We start from the raw sequence: 18,622 nt of genomic DNA, 5'->3' as shown, positions 1-18,622 counted from the left end.
GGTCACACCCCGCTTCGGTCGTGGTACTCGCGCTCAGCCGGTGCGACGTGCCCGGCTTCCTTCACCCGGTCGGCGCGCAGCTTGTCGGCTTCGACGGCGGTGTCCCGTGCCGTCAGGATCGCCTCGGAGGCACGCGGCAGGGAGTCCCGCAGCGCCTCAGCCTTGTCCTGCACGCTGCCGGCCCGCTCCATGAGCCGGATGCACCACTTCACGAGGACGCCGGGCACCTTCTTCTCGATGCACATCGCGTAGAGGGATTCGAGCCCGGACTTCAGGCCCTCGCACTTCGCGGCAACGAGGTTCATGTGATCGACGCCCTGAAGGATCTGCTCGCTCATCTCTTCGTCGGACTCGATCAGGTCGTACACGGTCAGTTCCGCGTCGACGAACTGGGTGTCGCCGACCTCGCCGACTGCAACGGCACTACCCATGACGATCGGGCTCTCTTTCGGTACGGATCGGGTGGGCACGACCTGACCGGATGATCCGGCGGGCAGCTCCCTGCGACCTGTGGTGATGCTGCCGGCGGGCTGGCGTCGCCGCCGTTCGGCCCGGATGTCCTCAACCGTGTAGGTGACGTCCCAGCCGGGCGGGGGGCGCAGCCACTCGCCGTCGCCGCCGGGCATCGACCCGGGGTCGGTCGTAGTGCGGCCCTTCCTGCGCCGCCGACCCGACCTCGGTCCCGTCCCCGTCGTGCTCCCTTTCGGCTTCCGGCGCGCGGTGCGCGGCTTCTTCCTCCGGGGCGGCTTCGGTGTCTTCTTCGTCCTTCCCTTCGAACTGGCCGGCTTCGGCTTCTTGGTCAGGTTGACCTTCTGGGTCTTGGGCGGCGTCGGCTTCGGCTTCTTGGTCAGATCGACCTTGGTGGTGGGGGCCGGCTTCGGCTTCTTGGTCAAGTCGACCTTCGAGGTCGGGGCCGGGGCCGTGGGCGGCGTCGGCTTGGGCTTCTTGGTCAGATCGACCTTCGAGGTCGGGGCCGGGGTCTTGGGGCTGGCGCCGGCGGCCTTCTCGCGTTCACGCTTCGCCTTCTGCTTCTCAGCCCTCCGCTTGCGCCGATCGGCTGCCTCGGCTGCAGCTTCCTTCCGAGCCGCCGTACGGTCGGCCAGGTCGGCCTTGCGATGGTCGGCCGCGGCCGCCCGCTGCGCCTTCGCTTCGTCGTTCTTGCGCTGCTGGCGTCCGGTCGCGAGCTTCCCGAGCGTGCCGGGGGACTGCTTCGCCCCGCTCGGTGAACCCTTGCTCGATCCCGAGCCCGACGATCCGGTGCCGCCTCCGGCCGCACCCTTCGAACCCTTGCCTGATGAGCCCGGCCCGGAGGAGCGGGAACCGCCGCCAGCAGCTCCGTTCGGTCCCTTCGCTCCCGTGCCGCGGCCGCCGGCCCCTGCGGAGCCGTTGGCCGAGCTGCCCCGGCCGCCACCCTTCGGGGAGGGCTTCTGCTGCTGCCCGAAGGTGCCGCGCCCCGAGCCGGCGCCAGCGCCGGACCCGCCCGAACGACCACCGCCGCCCCTGCCGGCCGCGCCGCGTCCGAACTCGGGCCCGGACTGCACGCCCTTCTTCGCACCGGCTGCCGCGTTGGCGACCTTCTGCTTGTCGGCAGCCTCGCGCGCCTTGTCGGCCACGGCGTCATGGTGCTCGCGCCGCGCCTTCAGGTAGTTCGCCACCGACCACGTGCCGCGCAGCGCCGCGACGGCGATCGCCGCCATCGTGACCATCGCCATCGAGGCCGTCGCGCGGGCCGGTGTTCCGGTTCCGCTTGAGGCGTTGGCGACCATCTGCGGGGCGACGTCGTCCGGGTCGACCGCGCTCGAATCGCCGTCGTCGCCGGGGGTCGGGAACGGCAGGAAGAAGGCGGGCGGCGGGGCCAGGTCACCGGGTTCCGGCGGGGCTGGCACACCGTCGTCGGGAGCGGCGCCGGGGGGCGCCAGGTTGAGCATGGGGAGCGTGATGACGTCCGCGCCCCGACCGTCGTCGGTCATCTTTTCGTCCTCACTTGACGTAACCGCCTGCCTCGCGTACGCGCGCGCGTGACGCGCGCGTCCGGCGACAGCCTGAGCGGCCGGATTCCTTGATTTGAACGTTGATTTTGAACGCGGAGAGTTACGAGCCGAAGCCCTTCTCCTTCAGGTACTTGCCGAGCTGTTCGCCCAGCGCGGCCCACATTGGATCATCATCGGGAAGGTGCGCCCGGGCCGCGTCGACGAGGACGACCACGCGGTCGCGAGCTGTGGCCGCCCCGTTGATCCGGGGCGACCACAGCTCGAAGGTGAGGCGCCTGGACCGCGCGGGATCCTTGCCCGGCATCACGCGCCCTTGTTGAGGTGCGCGAAGAACGGGTGCGGGTCCTCAGCGGGTTCCGTTTTCGGCGCGGGCGCGTCGATCTGCGGCTGCCCGCCGCTGGCCTTCAGCTCCTTCAGGCGCTGCTTCTCGGCTTCCTTCACGGCCCGCTTGTCGGGCAGTTCCTCGTAGCTGCGCCGGTACCGCGCGCTGTACGCGGTGAGCTGAACGATCACGTCCTCAAGGTCCGCGACGACCTTGGCGAGCGGCCGGACCGTGTGGTGCGCCCGCAGCTTCGCCTGAAACGGCAGGTCACCGGGCAGCTTGTCGGCCTCGATCAGATCGGCCTCGATCTCGGCGAGCAGGGCCTTCGACTCAGCGAGCAGGGGGGCGAGGTACTGCCGGCGCTGCTCGATGAACACGCGCCGCTTCTCCGGTCCTTCCGCAAGCAGGTCAGGCGTCCACACGCCCGTGTTGGGCTTCCTCGTCTCGCTCATCAGGGTTTTGCTCCTCTACAGGGTGGTGCGATCCGGATCGGGGGAGGATTGGGGCGGCGTTTCGGCGCCTTCACCGTGTCCCCGAGTTGTCATCAGCAGCTCGGGGGCCGGTGGATCCGTCGAAACAGCTCGTTCGTGCAGGTCACTGCCCGGGTCGGTAGCCGCCGACAAGCAGGTCGGCCGCCTCCTGGCGGTACTTCGAGGCCGTGTCCGTGGAGGACACCGCCGTCTCGCGCTGGACGTCGGCGATCGAGACCACCCGGGACAGCGCGGGGTGGATTTCGTCGGTGCCCAGGCCGACCGTCACCAGGCCAGCCGCGAGCGCCATGCGCGCGACCTTGCGGACCGCCCGCTCGCGCGAGGTGAGCTTCGCCTCGTCTTCCATTTCGACCGCGCGCCGCTCGACTTCGGCGACGGCGAGCCGCGTTTCGGCAGCGGCCATCTCCGTTTCGGCCTCGCGCAGCAGGGCGGCCTGGACGTTGGCGTCAGCAGTCGCCTTGCGGTCGTTCTCCTGCGCCGCCAACCGGTCGGCTTCGGCGGCGCGGCGGCGCGTTTCGGCAGCGGCCATCTCCGTTTCGGCAGTACGCCGATCGGCTTCGGCAGCGCGCTCGCGAGCCTCCGCGATCTCTGCCGTCTCGATCGCCTGTGCCTCCGTCGCGGCGATCCGGTCGGCCTCCGCCGCCGCCTTCCGCTTCTCCGCCGCGCGCCGCTCCAGTTCGGCCGTCTCCAGGTCGGCGGCAGCCGCCGTGCGGCGCTCCTGGGCTTCCTTGCGCTCCGCCTCCGCCTCGCGGGCGCGGGCTTCGGCGACCAGGGCCGTCTCCAGCGCCTTCTCCTCCAGCTCAGCGGCCCGCTCTGCGGCGCTGGCCTGGGCTCGGGCGTGGGCTCGGGCCTGAGCAGTCGTGCCTTCCACCCGGGCGCGGACCGCTTCGAGTTCGCCGCCTGCCTCCAGCCGGTCGGCTTCGGCCTTCTTCTGCGCGATCTCCCGCCGCGTCTCCGCATCCAGGTGCCGGCGCTCGGCTTCCTCCGCCCGCTCCTCAGCAGCGCGTTCCTGCTGCTCGGGCATCGCGAGGGCCTGCGCGACCGTGTAGCCGTAGGCGGCCATCTTCATCGGCAGGCGCTCATCCTCGGACGCCTTGTTCAAGTCGCCCTTGTACTTGCGCTTGAGCCACTGCTCATAAGCGGTGAGGTCCTGCTGACGGCGGATCATCTCCGGGTAGGAGGTGACCCCGTACAGCCTCATCCGGCGGTAGAACTTCGGGGTCGCCAGCGGGGCGAGGATCCAGCGGTGCAGCGGGATGCGGTCGGCGTGCGTACCGGCTTCGAGCTGCGCCTTCTTGATGAACAGCCGCCGTGCCGCCTCCACACCGATCACGAAGAGGACCGGCATGACGCCGTGCGAGGCGGACTGGACCGGGTCGTGGCCGATCTCGCCCTGCGAGGACGCGTTGAACCACACGGTGGCGCCGGTCATGCCGTGCGCGGCCATCCGCAGCACCGGCCACGGGATGCCCTTGAGGATCAGGTAGAGGTCCAGGGCCAGGAACGCCAGGATCGAGGCGTCCACGCCGACCGGGAACCAGGGCGCGAGGCCCTCGCTGAATCCCCAGCTCAAAGCAACTTTGGCGAGGGTGTCGTACGACATGGCGAAGCCGATGGCGCCGACCAGCGTGCCGAAGACCGATGCGAAGTACGGCAGGGCGGCCGTGAAGCGGTCCCGCTTGGGCTTGATCGGGTTCCGCTTCCGTGTCTCCGAAACGCCCCCGGCCGCTCCCGAAACGAACTCGGGTGCGTCCGAAACGGCGGTCGGCGTCCGCGAAACAGGGGAGTCGGGTGCCGCGTTCTGCGGCATGTCGGTGATCGTCATGAGGTCCTCCGGAGGGGTCGTTCAGGGGGTGGGCGAAACGGTGGGGGCCGCTCCCGAAACGCGGGCGGCTGCTCCCGAAACGGCGGTCGGCGGAGCCGAAGTGGGCCCCGAGGGGCCGTTGCCTTCCCGGAGCGGGCCGTGCTGAAAAGCCCGCTGCCCGTGGTGCGGGCGGCGGGTCCGGGGGAGTGCTGGGGGGCGGGATCGAAACTGTCCGTGGCTCCCGCCGGGCGGGAGCGAAAGGGACTGTCCGACTCCCCGTCACCGCCCGATCCGGTCCGCCGTGGTGCGGTGGCCGGTGCGAGCGGATCAGGCAGTCGTCAGGCCGTGATCGCGAGGGGACGGTGCGGGTCGATGACCCGGCCGTCGGGGAGCAGCTCGCCGGTGTCGTCGAAGACCAGCACGGCGTTGCACAGCAGGCTCCAGCCCTGCTCCGGGTGGCCGGCCACGACGCGAGCGGCCTCCGCCGCCGGGCTGTCGGCCGACGGGCAGTGCGGCGTGTGCGTGCACAGCGAGTCCGGCAGCAGAGTGGTGCCGGCGTCGGTCGTCGCGGTGTCGAGCGAGGTGGTCATCGTGCCCATCAGGGCCTCCCTGGGCTGTCGGTCCGGGCTGTCCGGCTCCCCGTCACCGCCCGTCCCGGCCGCCACGGTGCAGCGGTCGGTGCGAGCGGATCAGGCAGCCGCCAGAACGGATCAGGCAGCGGCACGGCTACGTGCGGCCTGGCGCTTCATGCGGCGACGGTCCGTCTCGTCGGTGCCGCCCCACACACCCAGCTCGTTGCGCTCCAGCGCACCCTGGAGGCAGCTCTCGATCAGCGGGCAGCCGCGGCAGATGGCCTTGGCCTCCTCGATCTGGACCAGCGCCGGGCCGGTGTTGCCGAAGGGGAAGAACAGCTCGGGGTCCTCACCGGCGCAGGCCGCGCGGGGCAGGACTGGCGCGTCGGTGGAGACGGGCGCGTAGGCGTGGTTGCGTACGATGGCGATCGAAACTCGCTTCATTCGGGCCTCCCAGAAGGTCCAGTGCATGAGAGAGACAGCCCCAGGGCGGCCACCCGGGGGCTGTTGCATGTCTGCGACGGCCAGACGGCCGGAGCGGGGTGACATCCCGACGCTCTCCGCCGGCCCCGCCCGGCGAAGGCGGAGACGACGGGCAATGCCGGAGGTCAGCGGCGCTGCTGCTTCTGCCGGGCCTGGTAGGCGTCCTGGAGCAGGGCGAAGCGCTCGTGGATCGGCGCCCCGGCCACGCACTCCCGACCGTCCTGGCAGGCCTCGCAGTTGACGGTGTGTTCGGTGGAGTCCTGGAACGCCTTCATGTAGCGGACGTACAGGTCATCCGTCTGCGGAGTCGTCATCGCCGGTTGTTCTCCGACTTCTTGTTCTGCTCCGCGTTCTTCTTGGAGAGTTCCTCGCGCTCCGCGTCGGTCATGCTGGTGATCACGCCGCCACCTCCCAACCGGCAAGCGCCGGGGCCGTGTTGGGCAGGAACACCAGGGCGACGTCGACGCGGACGGCGTCCTCGGGCTCCGGGCCCCGAGCGTCGTCGTCCCGTTCTTCCTGTTCGATGAGCTCCTTGAGCCCGGCCGACGGCCGCGGCATCGTGCATGCCATGCTGTTCTGCATCAGGTCCTCCAGACAGGTCCTGGACAGCCCCCGGGATCCCTAGTCCCTGGGGCTGTCGCCGTTCTGGCTGCCGTACGAGCAGCCACGGCCCCGGCCGGCCCGAGGTGATCGGGTCGGCCGGGGCCGTGGTCGATCGTGCGGAAGCCGGTCAGACGGCGCCAGCCGGAAGAGCGCGGGACACGAAGTCCTTCGCCTTCTGGAGGATCGGCGCGGGAATGCCGTGCCGGACTCCGACCTCCTCAACCTCCGCGTCGCTGAGGCCGTAGTACATCGAGGCACCGTTCACGTAGATCGACAGCGCCTTGTAATTTTCGTCCGGGAGGACACCGCCGTTCTGCGCGACGATGTCGGCGAACTGCGGAAACGCGCAGTTGAGAACCTTGAAGGCGTAGTCCCTGTCCTCCGGCCCGGGCCCGTCCGTATCCGGCTGCTTCCGGAACCACCAAGGACGGGCCTCCAGCTCGGTGACCCGCTCCTCGGCACGCGCCGCCCGGGAGTTGGCGATCTCGTACGCTTCCTGCGCCGCCTCCCGGGCGAGACGAGCGTCGTTCAGTTCGTCGGTCAGGCGCTGTACCTCGCCGTCCTTCGCCGCAACGCTCGCGGCCTGGGCGACGACTTCCTCCTCAGCACGGGCGAGCTTGTCGCGTAACGCGTCAGCGGTTGTACGTCGTACAAACGGCAGCTTCATGCGGCTGTCCCCTTCATGTTGCTGTTCGACTCGGCTGGTCCGTACGAGCAGCCACGGCCCCGGCCGGCCCGAGGTGATCGGGTCGGCCGGGGCCGTGGTCGTTCGTGCCGGTGTCAGCTCTGTGCGGCGTTGCGAGCAGCGTCGCGGGCGTCCATCTCAGCGTTGAACTCGTCGTATTCGGCCTGGTCCATCGCCTCGTACATCGCGTGCATCTCCGCCATCTCCTGCGCGTGCTCGGCTGCGCGGGCGAGGATCTCCTCGATTCGGTCCATGTGGTCCTCCGTGGCCAGGGTGTTGTTCGTGGTTGGGGAGCCGGGCAGATCAGGCGCTGATCCGTACCGGGTTGAGCGGTACCTCGGGACCGCGGAACTCGGAGACCGCGCCCGCCGCGTGCTCGCGGCACTGGTTGTTCAACGTCTCCACTGCCGTGCCGCCGTTCTTGGCCCACTGCTGGCTGCGGACAGCCGGCCACCGTTCGGCCTGCCGACGCGCCCTGCGCCGCTCCTCGCGCTCGTAGTGCTGCTGGGACTTGCGGCGGGTGGGCTCTTCGTGAAGGGCGAGGACGTAGCGGCGAGCCAGGATGCCGCCGTCCGTGCAGTGCTGTCCGCCCACGCACCTCGTGCACCCCTTGCGGTGAGCAAGGTAGGACTGGCGGGTCGACTCCAGCGTCACCTCCGCCTCCATCCGGGAGACCGGAACGGCCGGCGCCGGGAGCGGCTTGTAGAACTGCTGGGCAGCACGGCGGTTGTCCTGCGGCATCGCGTCCCGCAGCAGGCGGTCCTGCCGTGCCTGCCAGCGCCGCACGTCGATGTCGACAACCACGGCCTGGTGGCTGCCGGGGCACTTCATGTGCTTCTGGCCTTCCAAGACCTTGTCGGAGACGCAGTGTTCGCGGATCTTGAGGTTCTTCTCGCCCATGATCCGGCGCCAGGTCCGGCAGTCCGGGCAGGCGATCGACTTCGTCTCGCCCGGCCGGACGTTGAAGTCCTCCGGGGCCATCCTGCTGAGCAGGAGGGGCGCGCGGCGGTTGGTGTTCTTGGTCCGGACGCGACCGGGACGAATCTGGGGCATCGAAACCTCCTGACGTGGGGGAAAGCGAGTGCTGCCTTCTCTGCCGCGCCAGGCCGGCCTTGCGGCCGGAAGGTCCTGACGGACAGACAGCGCAGCAGCGCTGTTCGAGATGGATCTGTGGTGCTCGGTATTTGGTACAGGTGCCTCGGCCGGGGGAGCTCGGCTCACCCCACTGCCGCCATCCCGAAGGACGGTGACTCCTGCTGTTTTGCAGTGGTGCTAGGCACGTAGCCCCTGCTCAACAGAGCGTTAGGGCTATCGCTATTGCCAAGTAGAGACCATGCGGCAGCGCCAAGTCAATAGCGATAGCTCTATTCGTGTTGATCGCTTGTGCTCGCCCATCGCTGCCTGATAGAGCTAGCCCTAGAATCAGATCCGAGTAGCACTCCGGAAGGTGGCTCCGATGCCCGTCTCGTATCGCGACATCGCCGCTGACCTGCGACAGCAGATCAGCGAGGGGCGGTACGTGCCGGGCGACAAGCTGCCGATGCTGACCGAGCTTCAAACCGAGTACGGCGCGGGCTACCAAACGGTGCGGAGCGCCATCTCCCTTCTGGAACAAGAAGGTTTGGTCGTCGCGGTGCGCCGAAGAGGGACGATCGTTCGGGAACGCCCGGAGAAGAGACGCATCACCCGGTCGCGCCAGGTCTTCCGTGACGAGATCGGATACTTCTTCGACCCGACCGCCCAGCCGTGGGTGGCCCTGGAGACCCCCACCCTGCGGTGGGGCGTCGTTCCAGTCGACCTCGCTGCCCTCATGAACCTCAGCGTCGGAGCCGAAGTCTTCATCCGGGACCGTGTGATGGGCGACCCCGAGACCAAGAAGCCGAAGCAGCTGGCGACCACCTACCTGCCGGCCGACCTTGCCCGAGGAACGCGCCTCGCCGAAGCCGACACCGGCCCGGGAGGCATCTACGATCGGCTCGAGGAGATGGGGCATCGCCCCCTGCGCTGGAGCGAGGGCGTCTCGGCTCGCATGCCTTCCCCTGAAGAAGCCGAGGCCCTGAACCTTCCTGCCGACGTAGGCGTTCCGCTCTTGCGTGTCGTACGAGTCACGACCTCGCCCACCGGCGAAGTCGTTGAACTCAACGACACCCGGATGAGCGCCGAAGAGTTCGAGATCGGCTACTCCATTCGCCGTCACGCCAGTGCCCGGCTCTCGGACGTAGACGAAGACGAAGAAGACCACTGAGCAACACCTCCCTGACCGGGCTTGACTGCGTGCAGTTCGGTTCTAGGCCCAGGGGAGTCATGAGTTCCAGATCTGACATGTGGCCTGACGAACTGGCCACATCAGCCACAGGATTGGGGCGGGATGGCACAGAGGCCAAGGGAGTTGACGCCCGAGGTATCGCCCTTGCACAACTGGGGTTACGAGCTTCGGGAGCTCCGGAAGCTGCGTGGGTGGAGCCTGCGTGAGCTGGCAAGGCGAGCGAGGATTGACCACAGTCACCTGGGGCGATTCGAGCGCGCCGATCGGAAGGCCGACCGTGCACAAGCCGCGCTCCTGGACCAGGTCTTGGGGGCGAACGGCATGCTATTCCGCCTGTGGGAGCGGATTGACGATGCGCGTGGCCATGTGGCCAATTCGCCGGTTCATGTGGCCAAGTCGTCAGTGGATCTAGCTTTGGGCTTGCTTGACGAGGCAGCGTCGGACGCTGAGGGGCTCTCTGTCCCGTGTCGTCTACGTGATGGGTCGGTGGTTTGGGTGGCTCTGGATCGGCGTGCGCTGCTGCGCACTGGGGTGGGGCTAGGAGCCGCTGCTGCGGTCGGAGTGGGTTCGCCAGCAGCAGCGGATTCGAGCGCCGTACCAGGCCTGGTACGCAAAGCGCGGGCCGCATCAGCGTATGGGTCCACGCCGGTGGAACACCTGCGCCGCACCCGTCGCCTCCTGATCGACAGCGACAACCTCCTGGGGCCTCGGCAAGTCGTCGGCGCGGTACGCGATCACATCCAGGTCATCCAGGAGCTTCGGCGGGACGCAAAGGGCATCGACCGGCGCGACCTGATGGAGCTTCAGACGCAGTACGGCGAGTTCCTGTCCTGGATCTACCAGGACCTGGGTAACCCGAAGGCGGCGTCGTACTGGCTGGACCGTGCAATGCAGTGGTCGCACACGGTCGGCGACACCGATCTGAGCACATACGTGATGGCCCGCAAGGCCCAACTGGCCGGTGACACAGCGGATTTGGTCGACGTGGTAGACCTCGCCGAAGCCGCACAGCGCATGGCGCGGCCGCGCAGTCGGCTCGCCGCTGTCGCACGCACATATGAGGCGTACGGGCACGCGCTGCGTGGCGACGCTGACGAGAGCGAGCGGGCCATCGACGACGTCCGCAACGCCCTCGATGGCGCAGCCGTCGACCCCACTCCGTGGGGCGTGTGGCTGTCCGCCTCGTATGTGGAGATCCATCGCGCGCAAGGTCTAGAGGCCCTCGGCAGGCACGACCAGGCCGCGGACGGTTTCGCCGTTGCGATCCGGATGATGCCGGACGGCTACCACCGCGACCGCGGCGTCTACATGGCGCGGCAGGCCGTGGCTCTGGCTGGCGCCCGTGCCCCGGAGCAGGCCGCCATGATCGGCATGAACGCGCTGATGGTCGCGGGGGACACCGGATCTGGCCGGATCACCAACGAACTCGCCCGGCTCGACAAGGCCCTGATTCCCTGGCAGCGAGCCCCGGAGGTCGAAGAGTTCCGCGCCGCCTTCGACTCCGCCCTCGCCCACGAGACAGAAATGGAAGCCTGATCAAATGACCGCCCGCCCGTACGTTCTGCTGTCCGCCGCCATGTCGGTCGACGGCTACCTGGACGACACCAGCCCTGAGCGACTGCGCCTGTCCAACGCGGAGGACTTCGACCGCGTCGATCAGGTTCGCGCCGAATCCGACGCCATCCTGATCGGCGCTAACACCATGCGCCGGGACAACCCTCGCCTGCTGGTGAACAGTCCGGAGAGGCGCGCGCAGCGCGTCGCCGACGGCAAGCCGGAGTACCCCCTCAAAGTCACCGTCACCGCGAGCGGCGACCTCTCCGCCGACCTCAACTTCTGGCACCACGGCGGCGACAAGCTAGTGGTCACCGTGGACAGCGCAGTGGAGAAGGTACGCGCCGTCCTCGGCGACCTGGCCGACGTCGTAAGTGTCGGCCCCGAGCTCGACTGGGGACTGGTCCTCGATGAGCTTGGGCGCCGCGGCATCGGCCGGCTCATGGTGGAGGGCGGTGGCACCATCCACACGCAGCTAATGGCCGCGAACCTCGCCGACGAAGTCCACCTCGCTATCGCCCCGCTCCTGGTCGGCCAGCCCGAGGCGGCTCGGTTCCTGGGCGCCGCGGCCTATCCGGGTGGGTCGACCGCCCGGATGAAGGTGCTGGAAGTCCGCGCGATCGACGACGTCGTGTTCATCCGCTACGCCCCCAAGGAGCGCGGCTAATGTACGCGCCCGACCGAGCCCAGGACCTGCCCTGGATGCAGCGTGCAATCGTCTTCGCCGCGCTGTGCTCTCCGGCCACAGGCGCCTACTCGGTCGGGCGCCTCGCATGAGCGCACCTCGGGAACGCGTATATCTGATCGGCTCTCCCAGCTCACCACTAGTGAAGATCGGCTGGACCGACAATCCGAAGCGCCGTCTCCGTAACCTGCAAACTGGTTCGCCTGTACCTCTCCAACTGCTCGCCGTCTTCGAAGGCGGCAGCATCCTCGAGGCCGATCTTCATCGCCGCTTCGCCGACAAACGCCGTCACGGCGAATGGTTCGATCTCGGACCGGACCCTGTGAAGGCCGTAAGCCCGTTCGTGAGGGTGGCTCAGGTAGAGGAAGCGGAGCGCATAGGGCCGCAGCAGTCGAAGCACGAGTTGCGCTACGACGACGTCACTCTGCAGGAGTGGGCTGATTACTTTCCTGAAGACCCGCCACGTGTACACGAGCGCATGGAGCGGGAGTGCCCAACCTACAAGGAGGCGTGGAAGTGCCTTTGCGGCATCTGACCTTCCGTCATGGTGATCCCCCTGCCGCATGCTTCCCGTCCCACGGGACGCGACCGGGACTCACAGCCCGCTCCCCGGGATTCACCGAAGGCTCTGTGCAAATGCCCTTCCACTGGTGCTCAAAATCTGTTCGGATCTTGGGAACTTGCCGATTCACCAGGGCGTTTGTGCGCCTGAAAGGCTTTCACATCAGGAAGGAGGGACTCTTTTTGACACCCAGGCAGGCAAATCCGAAGGTTGCGACACGTGAACCCCAGGGGTCTCGAACGTCGAACCGGGGGAGTATCGTGGCCTCGTCATTGATCAAAAACGACGATGGCCCCCATGCCCTCGGCCTTCAGCAAGCCGGGAAGGGGGCCAACGCGGCCAAGGTTCCTGTAGCGAGGATCCAAGGCCACCGACCACCCTTTCAGCGAGTCCAGGTGATCGATATGGCTCAGGGTACCCGTACCCTCCCCCCGACACACAGCACCCCGCCGTGGTGCCAGCAGCGCGTGCGCGCAGGCTGGCCCTTCGGTGGGGTGTTCGTGCTGCCCAAGGAACCCCGTCCCTCTGCTGAGGGGGTTGGGATGAGGTAGGTCATCGGGGGCGGCGCCTGCATCGCAGGACTTCTGGCCGCCCCGGGCTGACTGGTCTTTGGTGATTGCCCGTCACCAGGTCCAGCGCCCATCTGCTCTCCGTGAGGCTTGCCGGCCTCTTGGAGGAGCTGCTCGCCCCGGCGCCAACCGGCTGCGAGCGGTTCGAACTCGGTTCTGCCTGAACCAGAAGCACCCCCTTCACAGGAGGGGCTTCGTCGTGCCCACCTTCAAAAAAGGAGGCGTCGTCATTCTGCACGACTGCCCGGGCTTTCGCCAGCCCGCTTATGCCTGTTTCATGCTCTTTTGCTCTTCCGCGACGTCCCGTCTCGCGCAATCTCACAGCCCGACTTGCCCTGTACGTCCCGCTGTTCGGGACAGTTTTGCGATCTCGCTGACGTCTGGTGTCACACGGGACTCGATCTCGACACCCGTAGAAGGTGTGCACCTCTCTATCCCGACTCCTGTCGCACCCGCGTCCCGAACCGTCATCCACAGGCGTGCTGCTGCTCGCCGGAATCTATCCACAGGTGACCTGGTCCATGGTCGCCGAATGGATCATGTCCTGACGTCCTTCCAGGCGGGCCGGTGAGCGCCGTGGCGGCGCCGGCCGCCGTGATGATTCCCGCTGCGCGTTCGTCCGACGACGTCGCGGTCGCTGTGCTGCCCGTGCTGTACGTGCCGGAGGCGGACCAGTGGCTGTCGGCGTCGACGGGCCGGATCGCGCTGGACGGCTACTCGTGGATGCAGGCGGTCCACTGGGTGGCCGGGTCGGGGCTGTACCGGCCGCGGCGCTACCGGTCGCACGGGCCGCGCTCGTTCGGGACGACGACGGTGCGCGTCGCCCAGGAGCTCGCGCAGCTGTTCCCGTGCCGTCCGGGCATCGGGTATCTGGTGCGCCGCACCGGCCTGTCCGAGCGGTCGGTGGAGTATCACCTGGGGATGCTGCGGGAGGCCGGGCTGCTCGCGTACATCGTGCGCGGGACCCGGGTGTCGGGGGAGACGGCGCGGGCGTCGGAGTTCGCGCGGATGGTCCCGGTGGAGTTCGACCGTGCGCTGGGGATCCGCACGGTGCTGCGGGATGAGGACGCGCCCGCGTACACGCGCGCGATGTCCGGGATCGCGGAGGCAGGCCGGGAGTTGATGGCGAAGCTGGCGAAGAAGGCTGCCCGCAAGGTCCGCAAGCCGCGCTCGAAGGCGTCGTCGAAGGCCTCGGTGAGGAGTGCCCGGAGGGGTGCTGAGCAGGGGGTTGTGACGGCTGTTTCGGATGAGGTCCGTTGCACCCCAATGCAGGTCGGTACCTCAGCGTCTTCCACTGCCGGTACTACTTCTCTTCCCCCTGAGAGCAAGCTCGCAAGCGGGGTCAGCAAGTTTCCCACCCCGAAGAAGTCCAAGGCCAAGGCCGGCGGTCGCCGGAAGCTGAACGTGATCGGACGTCGCTACCAGCTGGCCCGTGAGCTCACGCAAGAGCTGGACTGGCTGCGCGGCTGCTCGGTGCCCCGGATCGCCTGGGTGGCCCGGAACGTCGCTGATGCCGGATGGACCGTGACCGACGTCCGTGGCTGGCTGTACTTCCGCGGCGAGGCGGCCCACGTCCGTCGAGGCTCCGGTCTGCTCGCCGTGCTGCTCGCCAACGCGGAGAACGTTCTGGACACCCCCGCCAAGCGTGCCGACGCGATCGAGCGGTGGCGCGGCGCCCAGGAGGCAGCCCGCCGTGACCGCATCCGGCAGGTCCGCGCCCGCACCGAGCGGTACGAAGGCGACTGGCAGGCCCCGGTCAGCCGCTCCCTCCAACTCGAGGTAGAGGCCGCTTTCGCACAGGTCAGGGACATCGAGTACGGCGGCCGCCACCAGGAACAGGACCACGACGGCGACGGCCAGGACCCGGGCCTGGAACCGGGCAACGAAGAGCTCACCGCGCTGATCTCCGCAGCCAGGGGCGAGCTGATGCAGGGCGAGACGACGCTGATCGATGGCTTCGACAAGGAGACGGCGCTGCGGATCTTCGGCGAGGACCTGGTGCTCCGCGCCCACCAGATCGAGCGCCTCGCCCACAGCTCGCTGACGACCATCCGACACCGGTAGGAGGACCACGTGACCGAGACGATCAACCCCACCGCGCAGACCGGCACCACCACCCCGGAGGTGTCCGGCGTCGACCTCGCTCGGGTCGCCCTGCGCCAGGCCAAGGAGGCCGCCAAGAAGCGCGGCGACAGCGAGGCCCGCGCCCCGCGCCGCCGCCAGCACACGTCCGTACGGCGCGACGGCCGGGAGCCGAGCGGGTTCGCCGCCGTGCTCCAGGGCCTGATGGCCGACCGGGCCTGGGAGCTCCCGGCCGCCGGCGGCACCGTACTGGACCGCTGGCCCGATATCGCGGCCGCCATCTCCCCGAAGCTGCCCAGCCACGTCACCGCCGTCGCCTACAACCCGGCGGCCCGGCAGCTGGACCTGCGCCCCGACTCACCCGCCTACGCCACCCAGCTCCGGCTCATCACCGCCCGGATCATCGCCACGGTGAACAGCGCGGTCGGCACGGACGCGGTACGCACCATCCGCGTCCTGCCCGCTGGCGCCGCACCCCGTACGCACCCTGCCCCGGAGGCAGCGGCGACGCCCGGGGCGCCGGTGAAGACCAGGGAGACGGCATCCGCGGGCTACCACCAGGCCCTCGCGGCCCATCAGTCCGCCGCGCCCCCCAGCCGCATCGACCCGGGCATCGCGGAGGCAGTCGACCGGCAGACCCGCCGGATGCGTGAGCTCAGCCGACGGGCCTTCCCCGAGCCGCCGGACGACGCGCCGACCGCGATCGAGACGGCTCGTGCCGAACGCCGGCGCCAGGCCGCGGCGACCGAGGCCGCCGCCCGGCGCCGGGCACGGCAAGAGCGCGCGGACCGGCAGTCCGGGACGTCGGCCGACGCCCCGGAGTCGACCTCGCTGCGAACCACGGCCTGAGCCAACTCGTAGATCAGCACCCCCTGTTACTGGTGGTTGTCCCGGCGTAGCGTTACGGGTACACGACTGGTACGCCGTGCGTCGCGTTGCGCACCGAGAAGGGGGAGCCGTGCAGGCAGGGACCGTGCTGGACGGCCGCTACCGGCTGATCGAGCCAGTCGGTGCGGGCGGGTTCGGGCAGGTCTGGCGCGCACACGACCCGCGGGTCGACCGCCCGGTGGCGGTCAAGGTTCTCACCAGTGACGGCAGCGCGGACCACGACCGGCAGGTGGCCCGGTTCGCCCGCGAGGCCGCGGTCGCCGGCGGCCTGTCCCATCCGCACATTGTCACCGTGCACGACTTCGGATCCGCCGTGCACCGCGGACGGCCGTACGCGTACCTGGTGATGCAGCTGCTCCTCGGCAAGTCCCTCAGCGCCGTCCTCGAGGCCGGCCGACTGCCCTTCCCGACGGCCCTGTACACGGCGTCATGTGTCGCCGACGCCCTGGACGCCGCGCACGAGGCGGGCCTGACCCACCGGGACATCAAGCCGTCCAACATCATGGTCCGCGACGACGGCGAGGCGACGGTCGTCGACTTCGGCATCACCAAGGGGAACGACGCACGGCACGACATCACCACCACCGGCGTCCTGATCGGCACCCCGGCCTACATGGCGCCCGAGGCGCTGTCCGGGACCTTCGACCACCGCTCCGACCTGTACTCGCTCGGATGCGTGCTCTTCGAGGCGGTCACCGGTCGCCGGCCCTTCACCGGCACGTCCTGGCAGCTGATCAACCAGCACCTCAAAGAGACTCCCGCCCCACTGCGCACCCTGCGCCCGGACGCCCCTGTGGAGCTGGAGCGGTTGGTCAGCCGCCTCTTGGCCAAGGACCCCGCCCAGCGGCCGGACAGCGCCGATGAGGTCTATGGCCTCCTCGAAGAGATCAACGACAGCTACTTTGGTGAAACCCGGCCCATCGGTGACCTTCCGCCCGTCCGGGGGGCCGACATCACGTCCGAGGTGCAGCTCCACCCGGACGAAGCCACCGGCGGTGTGGTCATCCCCCTGCGCATGACCGCCCACGAGACCTGCCCCTCCTGCGCCACCACAGGCGACGAGACGAGGGTGCTGGCCTGCACCAGGTGCAAGGGGGAGGGCCGGATCGTCCGCGCTCGGCGCACCTTGCAGGTCCGCGTCCCCGCCGGCGTCAAGAACGGGCAGACGATCCGGCTCAGGGAATACGGTGCGCCGGGGAAACACGGCGGCGCGCCCGGGGACCTGTACGTCACTGTGCACGTCATCGCCTGATCAACCGCCGGAATCAGGGCGCCCGAGGCCAGCTCGCGCGGTGCGAGGTTCCCAGTTCCCGACAGGCAGTCAGATTGTCACCCTCAGTGAAGCTATGGGGCGTGCACGCGAGGCGCGCACACCGATGTGCGCCGGGTATGCGCCGGGTAGTGGACCTGGTGTGATGCAGAACACGCTTGGGGTTGGCAGAGGTGTTCGAGCTGTCCATCGTTCGGGTCGGGCCTGGTCAGGGCGCTACTGAGGGTGACTAGCGGTGCTTGTTGAAGATTGCATAGTGCGGTCCGGCGGGGACGCTCCGTGATTTTTCCGCGGGCCCGTGAGTGATCGGCCCCGGGAATCACTTAGGTAGGTCCCAGGCCCCAACGGGCCTTCGGTGCGCACGAGTTGGCGCCGGTCCCAGCCGACCTTCGAGGAAGAGGAAATGCCTGCCATGTGCCGTGCCGACGGGAGGCCCGCGTGAGTTACGACGACGCCCTGGAGGGCGCTCAGGCCCCTGCCCCGCGTGGGGGACTGTCGCAGTCCCTGTACCTGCCGCTGGACCTGCCGCTGGAGTTCGAGGCCTTCTACCTCGGGCACCAGGAGGCGTTCCACGCCTACGCCGAAGTCCACTTCGGCACCCGTGAGACGGCCGAAGAGGTCATCCACGAGGTGTTCCTGCAGATCCACGCGGGCTGGCCGGAGCTGCTGAGCGCGGGCAACCTCGAACAGGGCGCCTGGGCGATCATGCGGCGGGCCGTGCACGACCGCCTCGAACACGAGGGGCGCGCGCCGGCGTTCGTCATCAACGGGCCCATCGCCCAGGCGATGGACAAGGCGCTGGCCACGGCCCGGGACAAGCTGCAGAAGATGGAGTCGAGCAGCGGCCTGTACGAGGCGATCGCGGAACTGCCCAACCGCCAGTTCGAGGTGATCGTGCTGCGCTACATCCTCGGCTACCCGACCTCCCGGGTCGCCTGGTACGTCGGCATCGACGAGCGCACCGTCGGCCACCACCTGCGCCGCGGCAAGGAACGTCTGCGCGTCAAACTCGGCCTGCCCGACGAACGCAAGAAGCCCAAGAGGGGACAACAGCCGTGACAGCCACCACCCTTGACGCCCTGCTGGACGGTGCCCGCCTGCCGGTCACCGCCCCGCGACGCTTCGATGTCGCCGCGGGCCTGCGCCGGCTCGCCGCCGACGCCCAGCGCCTCACCCCCACCCCGGAGATCGCCCGTGCCGCCCAGGCCGGCCACCGCCTGGGCGTCGTGTGCCGGTGGGTCCTCAACGAACCGGCCGCCGCCGACCACGTCGCCAAGATCGCCGAAGAGCCCGGCAGCGGACCGCTGACGGAGGAGCACATGGACGTCGACGGCGCCCTCGTCTTCGCCTGCCTGCTCTACCTCACCCGCCACCCCGAGTCCGCCCAGTTCTGGTGGCAGCTGGCCGCCGGGGCCGGCAGCCGCGCCGCCGCCTACTGCCTCCACCTGCACCACCTCTCGCTCGGCGAGTCCAAGCGGTCCTGGCACTGGTTCCACCAGCTCACCCACTCCATGGCCGACACCGCCCCGCCGGACGCCGCCTTCCTCGAAGGACTGGAGCTGTTCGCCGGATACGTCCGCACCAACGGCTCCACCGCCCTGGCCCCCACCTGCCGCCTGGAACACGAGGTCGACCGCCTCGCCGCCCGCACGCCCGGCTCTTCCGTCATCGTTGCCCGGCCCGACCGTCAGCTCGTCGACGAGCTCCAGGAGTTCACCGCCGGCCGCTGAAGACCGGCCCCGCAGGAAACAGAAGCAGGCAGAAAGAAAGGGGGGAGTCCTGTCCCGGCCACCGG

The 18,622-nt window shown here is 69.1% G+C and carries 20 protein-coding genes; 9 read left to right on the top strand and 11 right to left on the bottom strand.

Annotated features, from left to right (window positions below; all coding sequences use genetic code 11):
* Window positions 1–2: 2 nt before the first annotated feature.
* From SSP08S_RS58515 to SSP08S_RS45750, 11 genes are all read right to left on the bottom strand, one after another.
* Window positions 3–1,970, bottom strand: a complete 1,968-nt coding sequence (locus tag SSP08S_RS58515; protein ID WP_026179402.1) for a hypothetical protein — start codon at window positions 1,968–1,970, stop codon at window positions 3–5.
* 121 nt (window positions 1,971–2,091) lie between these two features.
* On the bottom strand, window positions 2,092–2,295 hold the full coding sequence (locus tag SSP08S_RS45800; RefSeq protein ID WP_019074380.1) for a hypothetical protein: 204 nt from the start codon (window positions 2,293–2,295) through the stop codon (window positions 2,092–2,094).
* On the bottom strand, window positions 2,295–2,765 hold the full coding sequence (locus SSP08S_RS45795) for a hypothetical protein (protein WP_019074379.1): 471 nt from the start codon (window positions 2,763–2,765) through the stop codon (window positions 2,295–2,297). Before SSP08S_RS45795 ends, SSP08S_RS45800 begins: the two co-directional genes overlap by 1 nt.
* A gap of 142 nt (window positions 2,766–2,907) precedes the next feature.
* Complete coding sequence (locus SSP08S_RS45790; protein WP_026179401.1) at window positions 2,908–4,629, bottom strand: DUF2637 domain-containing protein; 1,722 nt, start codon at window positions 4,627–4,629, stop codon at window positions 2,908–2,910.
* Window positions 4,630–4,946: 317 nt separating this feature from the next.
* On the bottom strand, window positions 4,947–5,138 hold the full coding sequence (locus tag SSP08S_RS57255) for a DUF5999 family protein (protein WP_043260279.1): 192 nt from the start codon (window positions 5,136–5,138) through the stop codon (window positions 4,947–4,949).
* Between the two features lie 180 nt (window positions 5,139–5,318).
* A complete protein-coding gene (locus SSP08S_RS57250; protein WP_019074377.1) occupies window positions 5,319–5,624 on the bottom strand; it encodes a WhiB family transcriptional regulator in 306 nt (101 codons plus the stop codon).
* A 164-nt stretch (window positions 5,625–5,788) separates the two neighbouring features.
* Window positions 5,789–5,977 (bottom strand): hypothetical protein, encoded by a 189-nt coding sequence (locus SSP08S_RS45775; RefSeq protein ID WP_019074376.1) that lies wholly within the window; start codon window positions 5,975–5,977, stop codon window positions 5,789–5,791.
* Between the two features lie 82 nt (window positions 5,978–6,059).
* Entirely contained in the window at window positions 6,060–6,245 is a 186-nt protein-coding gene (locus SSP08S_RS45765; RefSeq protein WP_019074374.1) for a hypothetical protein, read from the bottom strand.
* Between the two features lie 148 nt (window positions 6,246–6,393).
* Entirely contained in the window at window positions 6,394–6,933 is a 540-nt protein-coding gene (locus tag SSP08S_RS45760) for a hypothetical protein (protein WP_019074373.1), read from the bottom strand.
* Window positions 6,934–7,046: 113 nt separating this feature from the next.
* A complete protein-coding gene (locus SSP08S_RS62170; RefSeq protein ID WP_019074372.1) occupies window positions 7,047–7,205 on the bottom strand; it encodes a hypothetical protein in 159 nt (52 codons plus the stop codon).
* A gap of 49 nt (window positions 7,206–7,254) precedes the next feature.
* The gene (locus tag SSP08S_RS45750) at window positions 7,255–8,004 is read right to left on the bottom strand and encodes a hypothetical protein (RefSeq protein WP_019074371.1); all 750 of its coding nucleotides are present in this window, start codon (window positions 8,002–8,004) and stop codon (window positions 7,255–7,257) included.
* 403 nt (window positions 8,005–8,407) lie between these two features.
* Here SSP08S_RS45750 and SSP08S_RS45745 point away from each other — a divergent pair, with 403 nt between their 5' ends.
* The 9 genes from SSP08S_RS45745 (at window position 8,408) to SSP08S_RS45700 (ending at window position 18,557) form a co-directional block, all read left to right on the top strand.
* Window positions 8,408–9,196 (top strand): GntR family transcriptional regulator, encoded by a 789-nt coding sequence (locus tag SSP08S_RS45745; protein ID WP_019074370.1) that lies wholly within the window; start codon window positions 8,408–8,410, stop codon window positions 9,194–9,196.
* 123 nt (window positions 9,197–9,319) lie between these two features.
* On the top strand, window positions 9,320–10,753 hold the full coding sequence (locus tag SSP08S_RS64895; protein WP_026179398.1) for a helix-turn-helix domain-containing protein: 1,434 nt from the start codon (window positions 9,320–9,322) through the stop codon (window positions 10,751–10,753).
* Between the two features lie 4 nt (window positions 10,754–10,757).
* Window positions 10,758–11,438: a RibD family protein gene (locus SSP08S_RS45735; RefSeq protein WP_019074368.1), complete on the top strand. Its 681-nt coding sequence runs from the start codon at window positions 10,758–10,760 to the stop codon at window positions 11,436–11,438.
* A 106-nt stretch (window positions 11,439–11,544) separates the two neighbouring features.
* Window positions 11,545–11,991 carry a GIY-YIG nuclease family protein gene (locus SSP08S_RS60160; RefSeq protein WP_078532759.1) on the top strand — a complete coding sequence of 149 codons (447 nt, stop codon included), beginning with the start codon at window positions 11,545–11,547 and terminating at the stop codon, window positions 11,989–11,991.
* Window positions 11,992–13,154: 1,163 nt separating this feature from the next.
* Window positions 13,155–14,651: a helix-turn-helix domain-containing protein gene (locus SSP08S_RS45720; RefSeq protein WP_019074365.1), complete on the top strand. Its 1,497-nt coding sequence runs from the start codon at window positions 13,155–13,157 to the stop codon at window positions 14,649–14,651.
* A gap of 9 nt (window positions 14,652–14,660) precedes the next feature.
* Entirely contained in the window at window positions 14,661–15,518 is an 858-nt protein-coding gene (locus SSP08S_RS45715; RefSeq protein WP_019074364.1) for a DciA family protein, read from the top strand.
* Between the two features lie 109 nt (window positions 15,519–15,627).
* Window positions 15,628–16,809 carry a protein kinase domain-containing protein gene (locus tag SSP08S_RS45710; protein WP_043260274.1) on the top strand — a complete coding sequence of 394 codons (1,182 nt, stop codon included), beginning with the start codon at window positions 15,628–15,630 and terminating at the stop codon, window positions 16,807–16,809.
* Window positions 16,810–17,265: 456 nt separating this feature from the next.
* Window positions 17,266–17,886, top strand: coding sequence for an RNA polymerase sigma factor (locus SSP08S_RS45705; RefSeq protein WP_019074362.1), 621 nt, complete (start codon window positions 17,266–17,268; stop codon window positions 17,884–17,886).
* A complete protein-coding gene (locus SSP08S_RS45700; RefSeq protein WP_019074361.1) occupies window positions 17,883–18,557 on the top strand; it encodes a hypothetical protein in 675 nt (224 codons plus the stop codon). Before SSP08S_RS45705 ends, SSP08S_RS45700 begins: the two co-directional genes overlap by 4 nt.
* Window positions 18,558–18,622: the final 65 nt, after the last annotated feature.

The organism is Streptomyces hokutonensis (assembly GCF_000376565.1).
Lineage (GTDB): Bacteria > Actinomycetota > Actinomycetes > Streptomycetales > Streptomycetaceae > Streptomyces > Streptomyces hokutonensis.
Note: the sequence above shows the minus strand (reverse complement) of the source record. Positions and strands in the feature narration are given on the sequence as shown.

Bases quoted from the DNA above. Each gene is read 5' to 3' on its own strand.
- SSP08S_RS45795 (WP_019074379.1), bottom strand. From the start codon at position 2,765: ATGAGCGAGACGAGGAAGCCCAACACGGGCGTGTGGACGCCTGACCTG.
- SSP08S_RS45765 (WP_019074374.1), bottom strand. From the start codon at position 6,245: ATGCAGAACAGCATGGCATGCACGATGCCGCGGCCGTCGGCCGGGCTC.
- SSP08S_RS45800 (WP_019074380.1), bottom strand. From the start codon at position 2,295: ATGCCGGGCAAGGATCCCGCGCGGTCCAGGCGCCTCACCTTCGAGCTG.
- SSP08S_RS64895 (WP_026179398.1), top strand. From the start codon at position 9,320: ATGGCACAGAGGCCAAGGGAGTTGACGCCCGAGGTATCGCCCTTGCAC.
- SSP08S_RS57250 (WP_019074377.1), bottom strand. From the start codon at position 5,624: ATGAAGCGAGTTTCGATCGCCATCGTACGCAACCACGCCTACGCGCCC.
- SSP08S_RS45735 (WP_019074368.1), top strand. From the start codon at position 10,758: ATGACCGCCCGCCCGTACGTTCTGCTGTCCGCCGCCATGTCGGTCGAC.
- SSP08S_RS45745 (WP_019074370.1), top strand. From the start codon at position 8,408: ATGCCCGTCTCGTATCGCGACATCGCCGCTGACCTGCGACAGCAGATC.
- SSP08S_RS45790 (WP_026179401.1), bottom strand. From the start codon at position 4,629: ATGACGATCACCGACATGCCGCAGAACGCGGCACCCGACTCCCCTGTT.
- SSP08S_RS58515 (WP_026179402.1), bottom strand. From the start codon at position 1,970: ATGACCGACGACGGTCGGGGCGCGGACGTCATCACGCTCCCCATGCTC.
- SSP08S_RS45750 (WP_019074371.1), bottom strand. From the start codon at position 8,004: ATGCCCCAGATTCGTCCCGGTCGCGTCCGGACCAAGAACACCAACCGC.
- SSP08S_RS62170 (WP_019074372.1), bottom strand. From the start codon at position 7,205: ATGGACCGAATCGAGGAGATCCTCGCCCGCGCAGCCGAGCACGCGCAG.
- SSP08S_RS45775 (WP_019074376.1), bottom strand. From the start codon at position 5,977: ATGACGACTCCGCAGACGGATGACCTGTACGTCCGCTACATGAAGGCG.
- SSP08S_RS60160 (WP_078532759.1), top strand. From the start codon at position 11,545: ATGAGCGCACCTCGGGAACGCGTATATCTGATCGGCTCTCCCAGCTCA.
- SSP08S_RS45760 (WP_019074373.1), bottom strand. From the start codon at position 6,933: ATGAAGCTGCCGTTTGTACGACGTACAACCGCTGACGCGTTACGCGAC.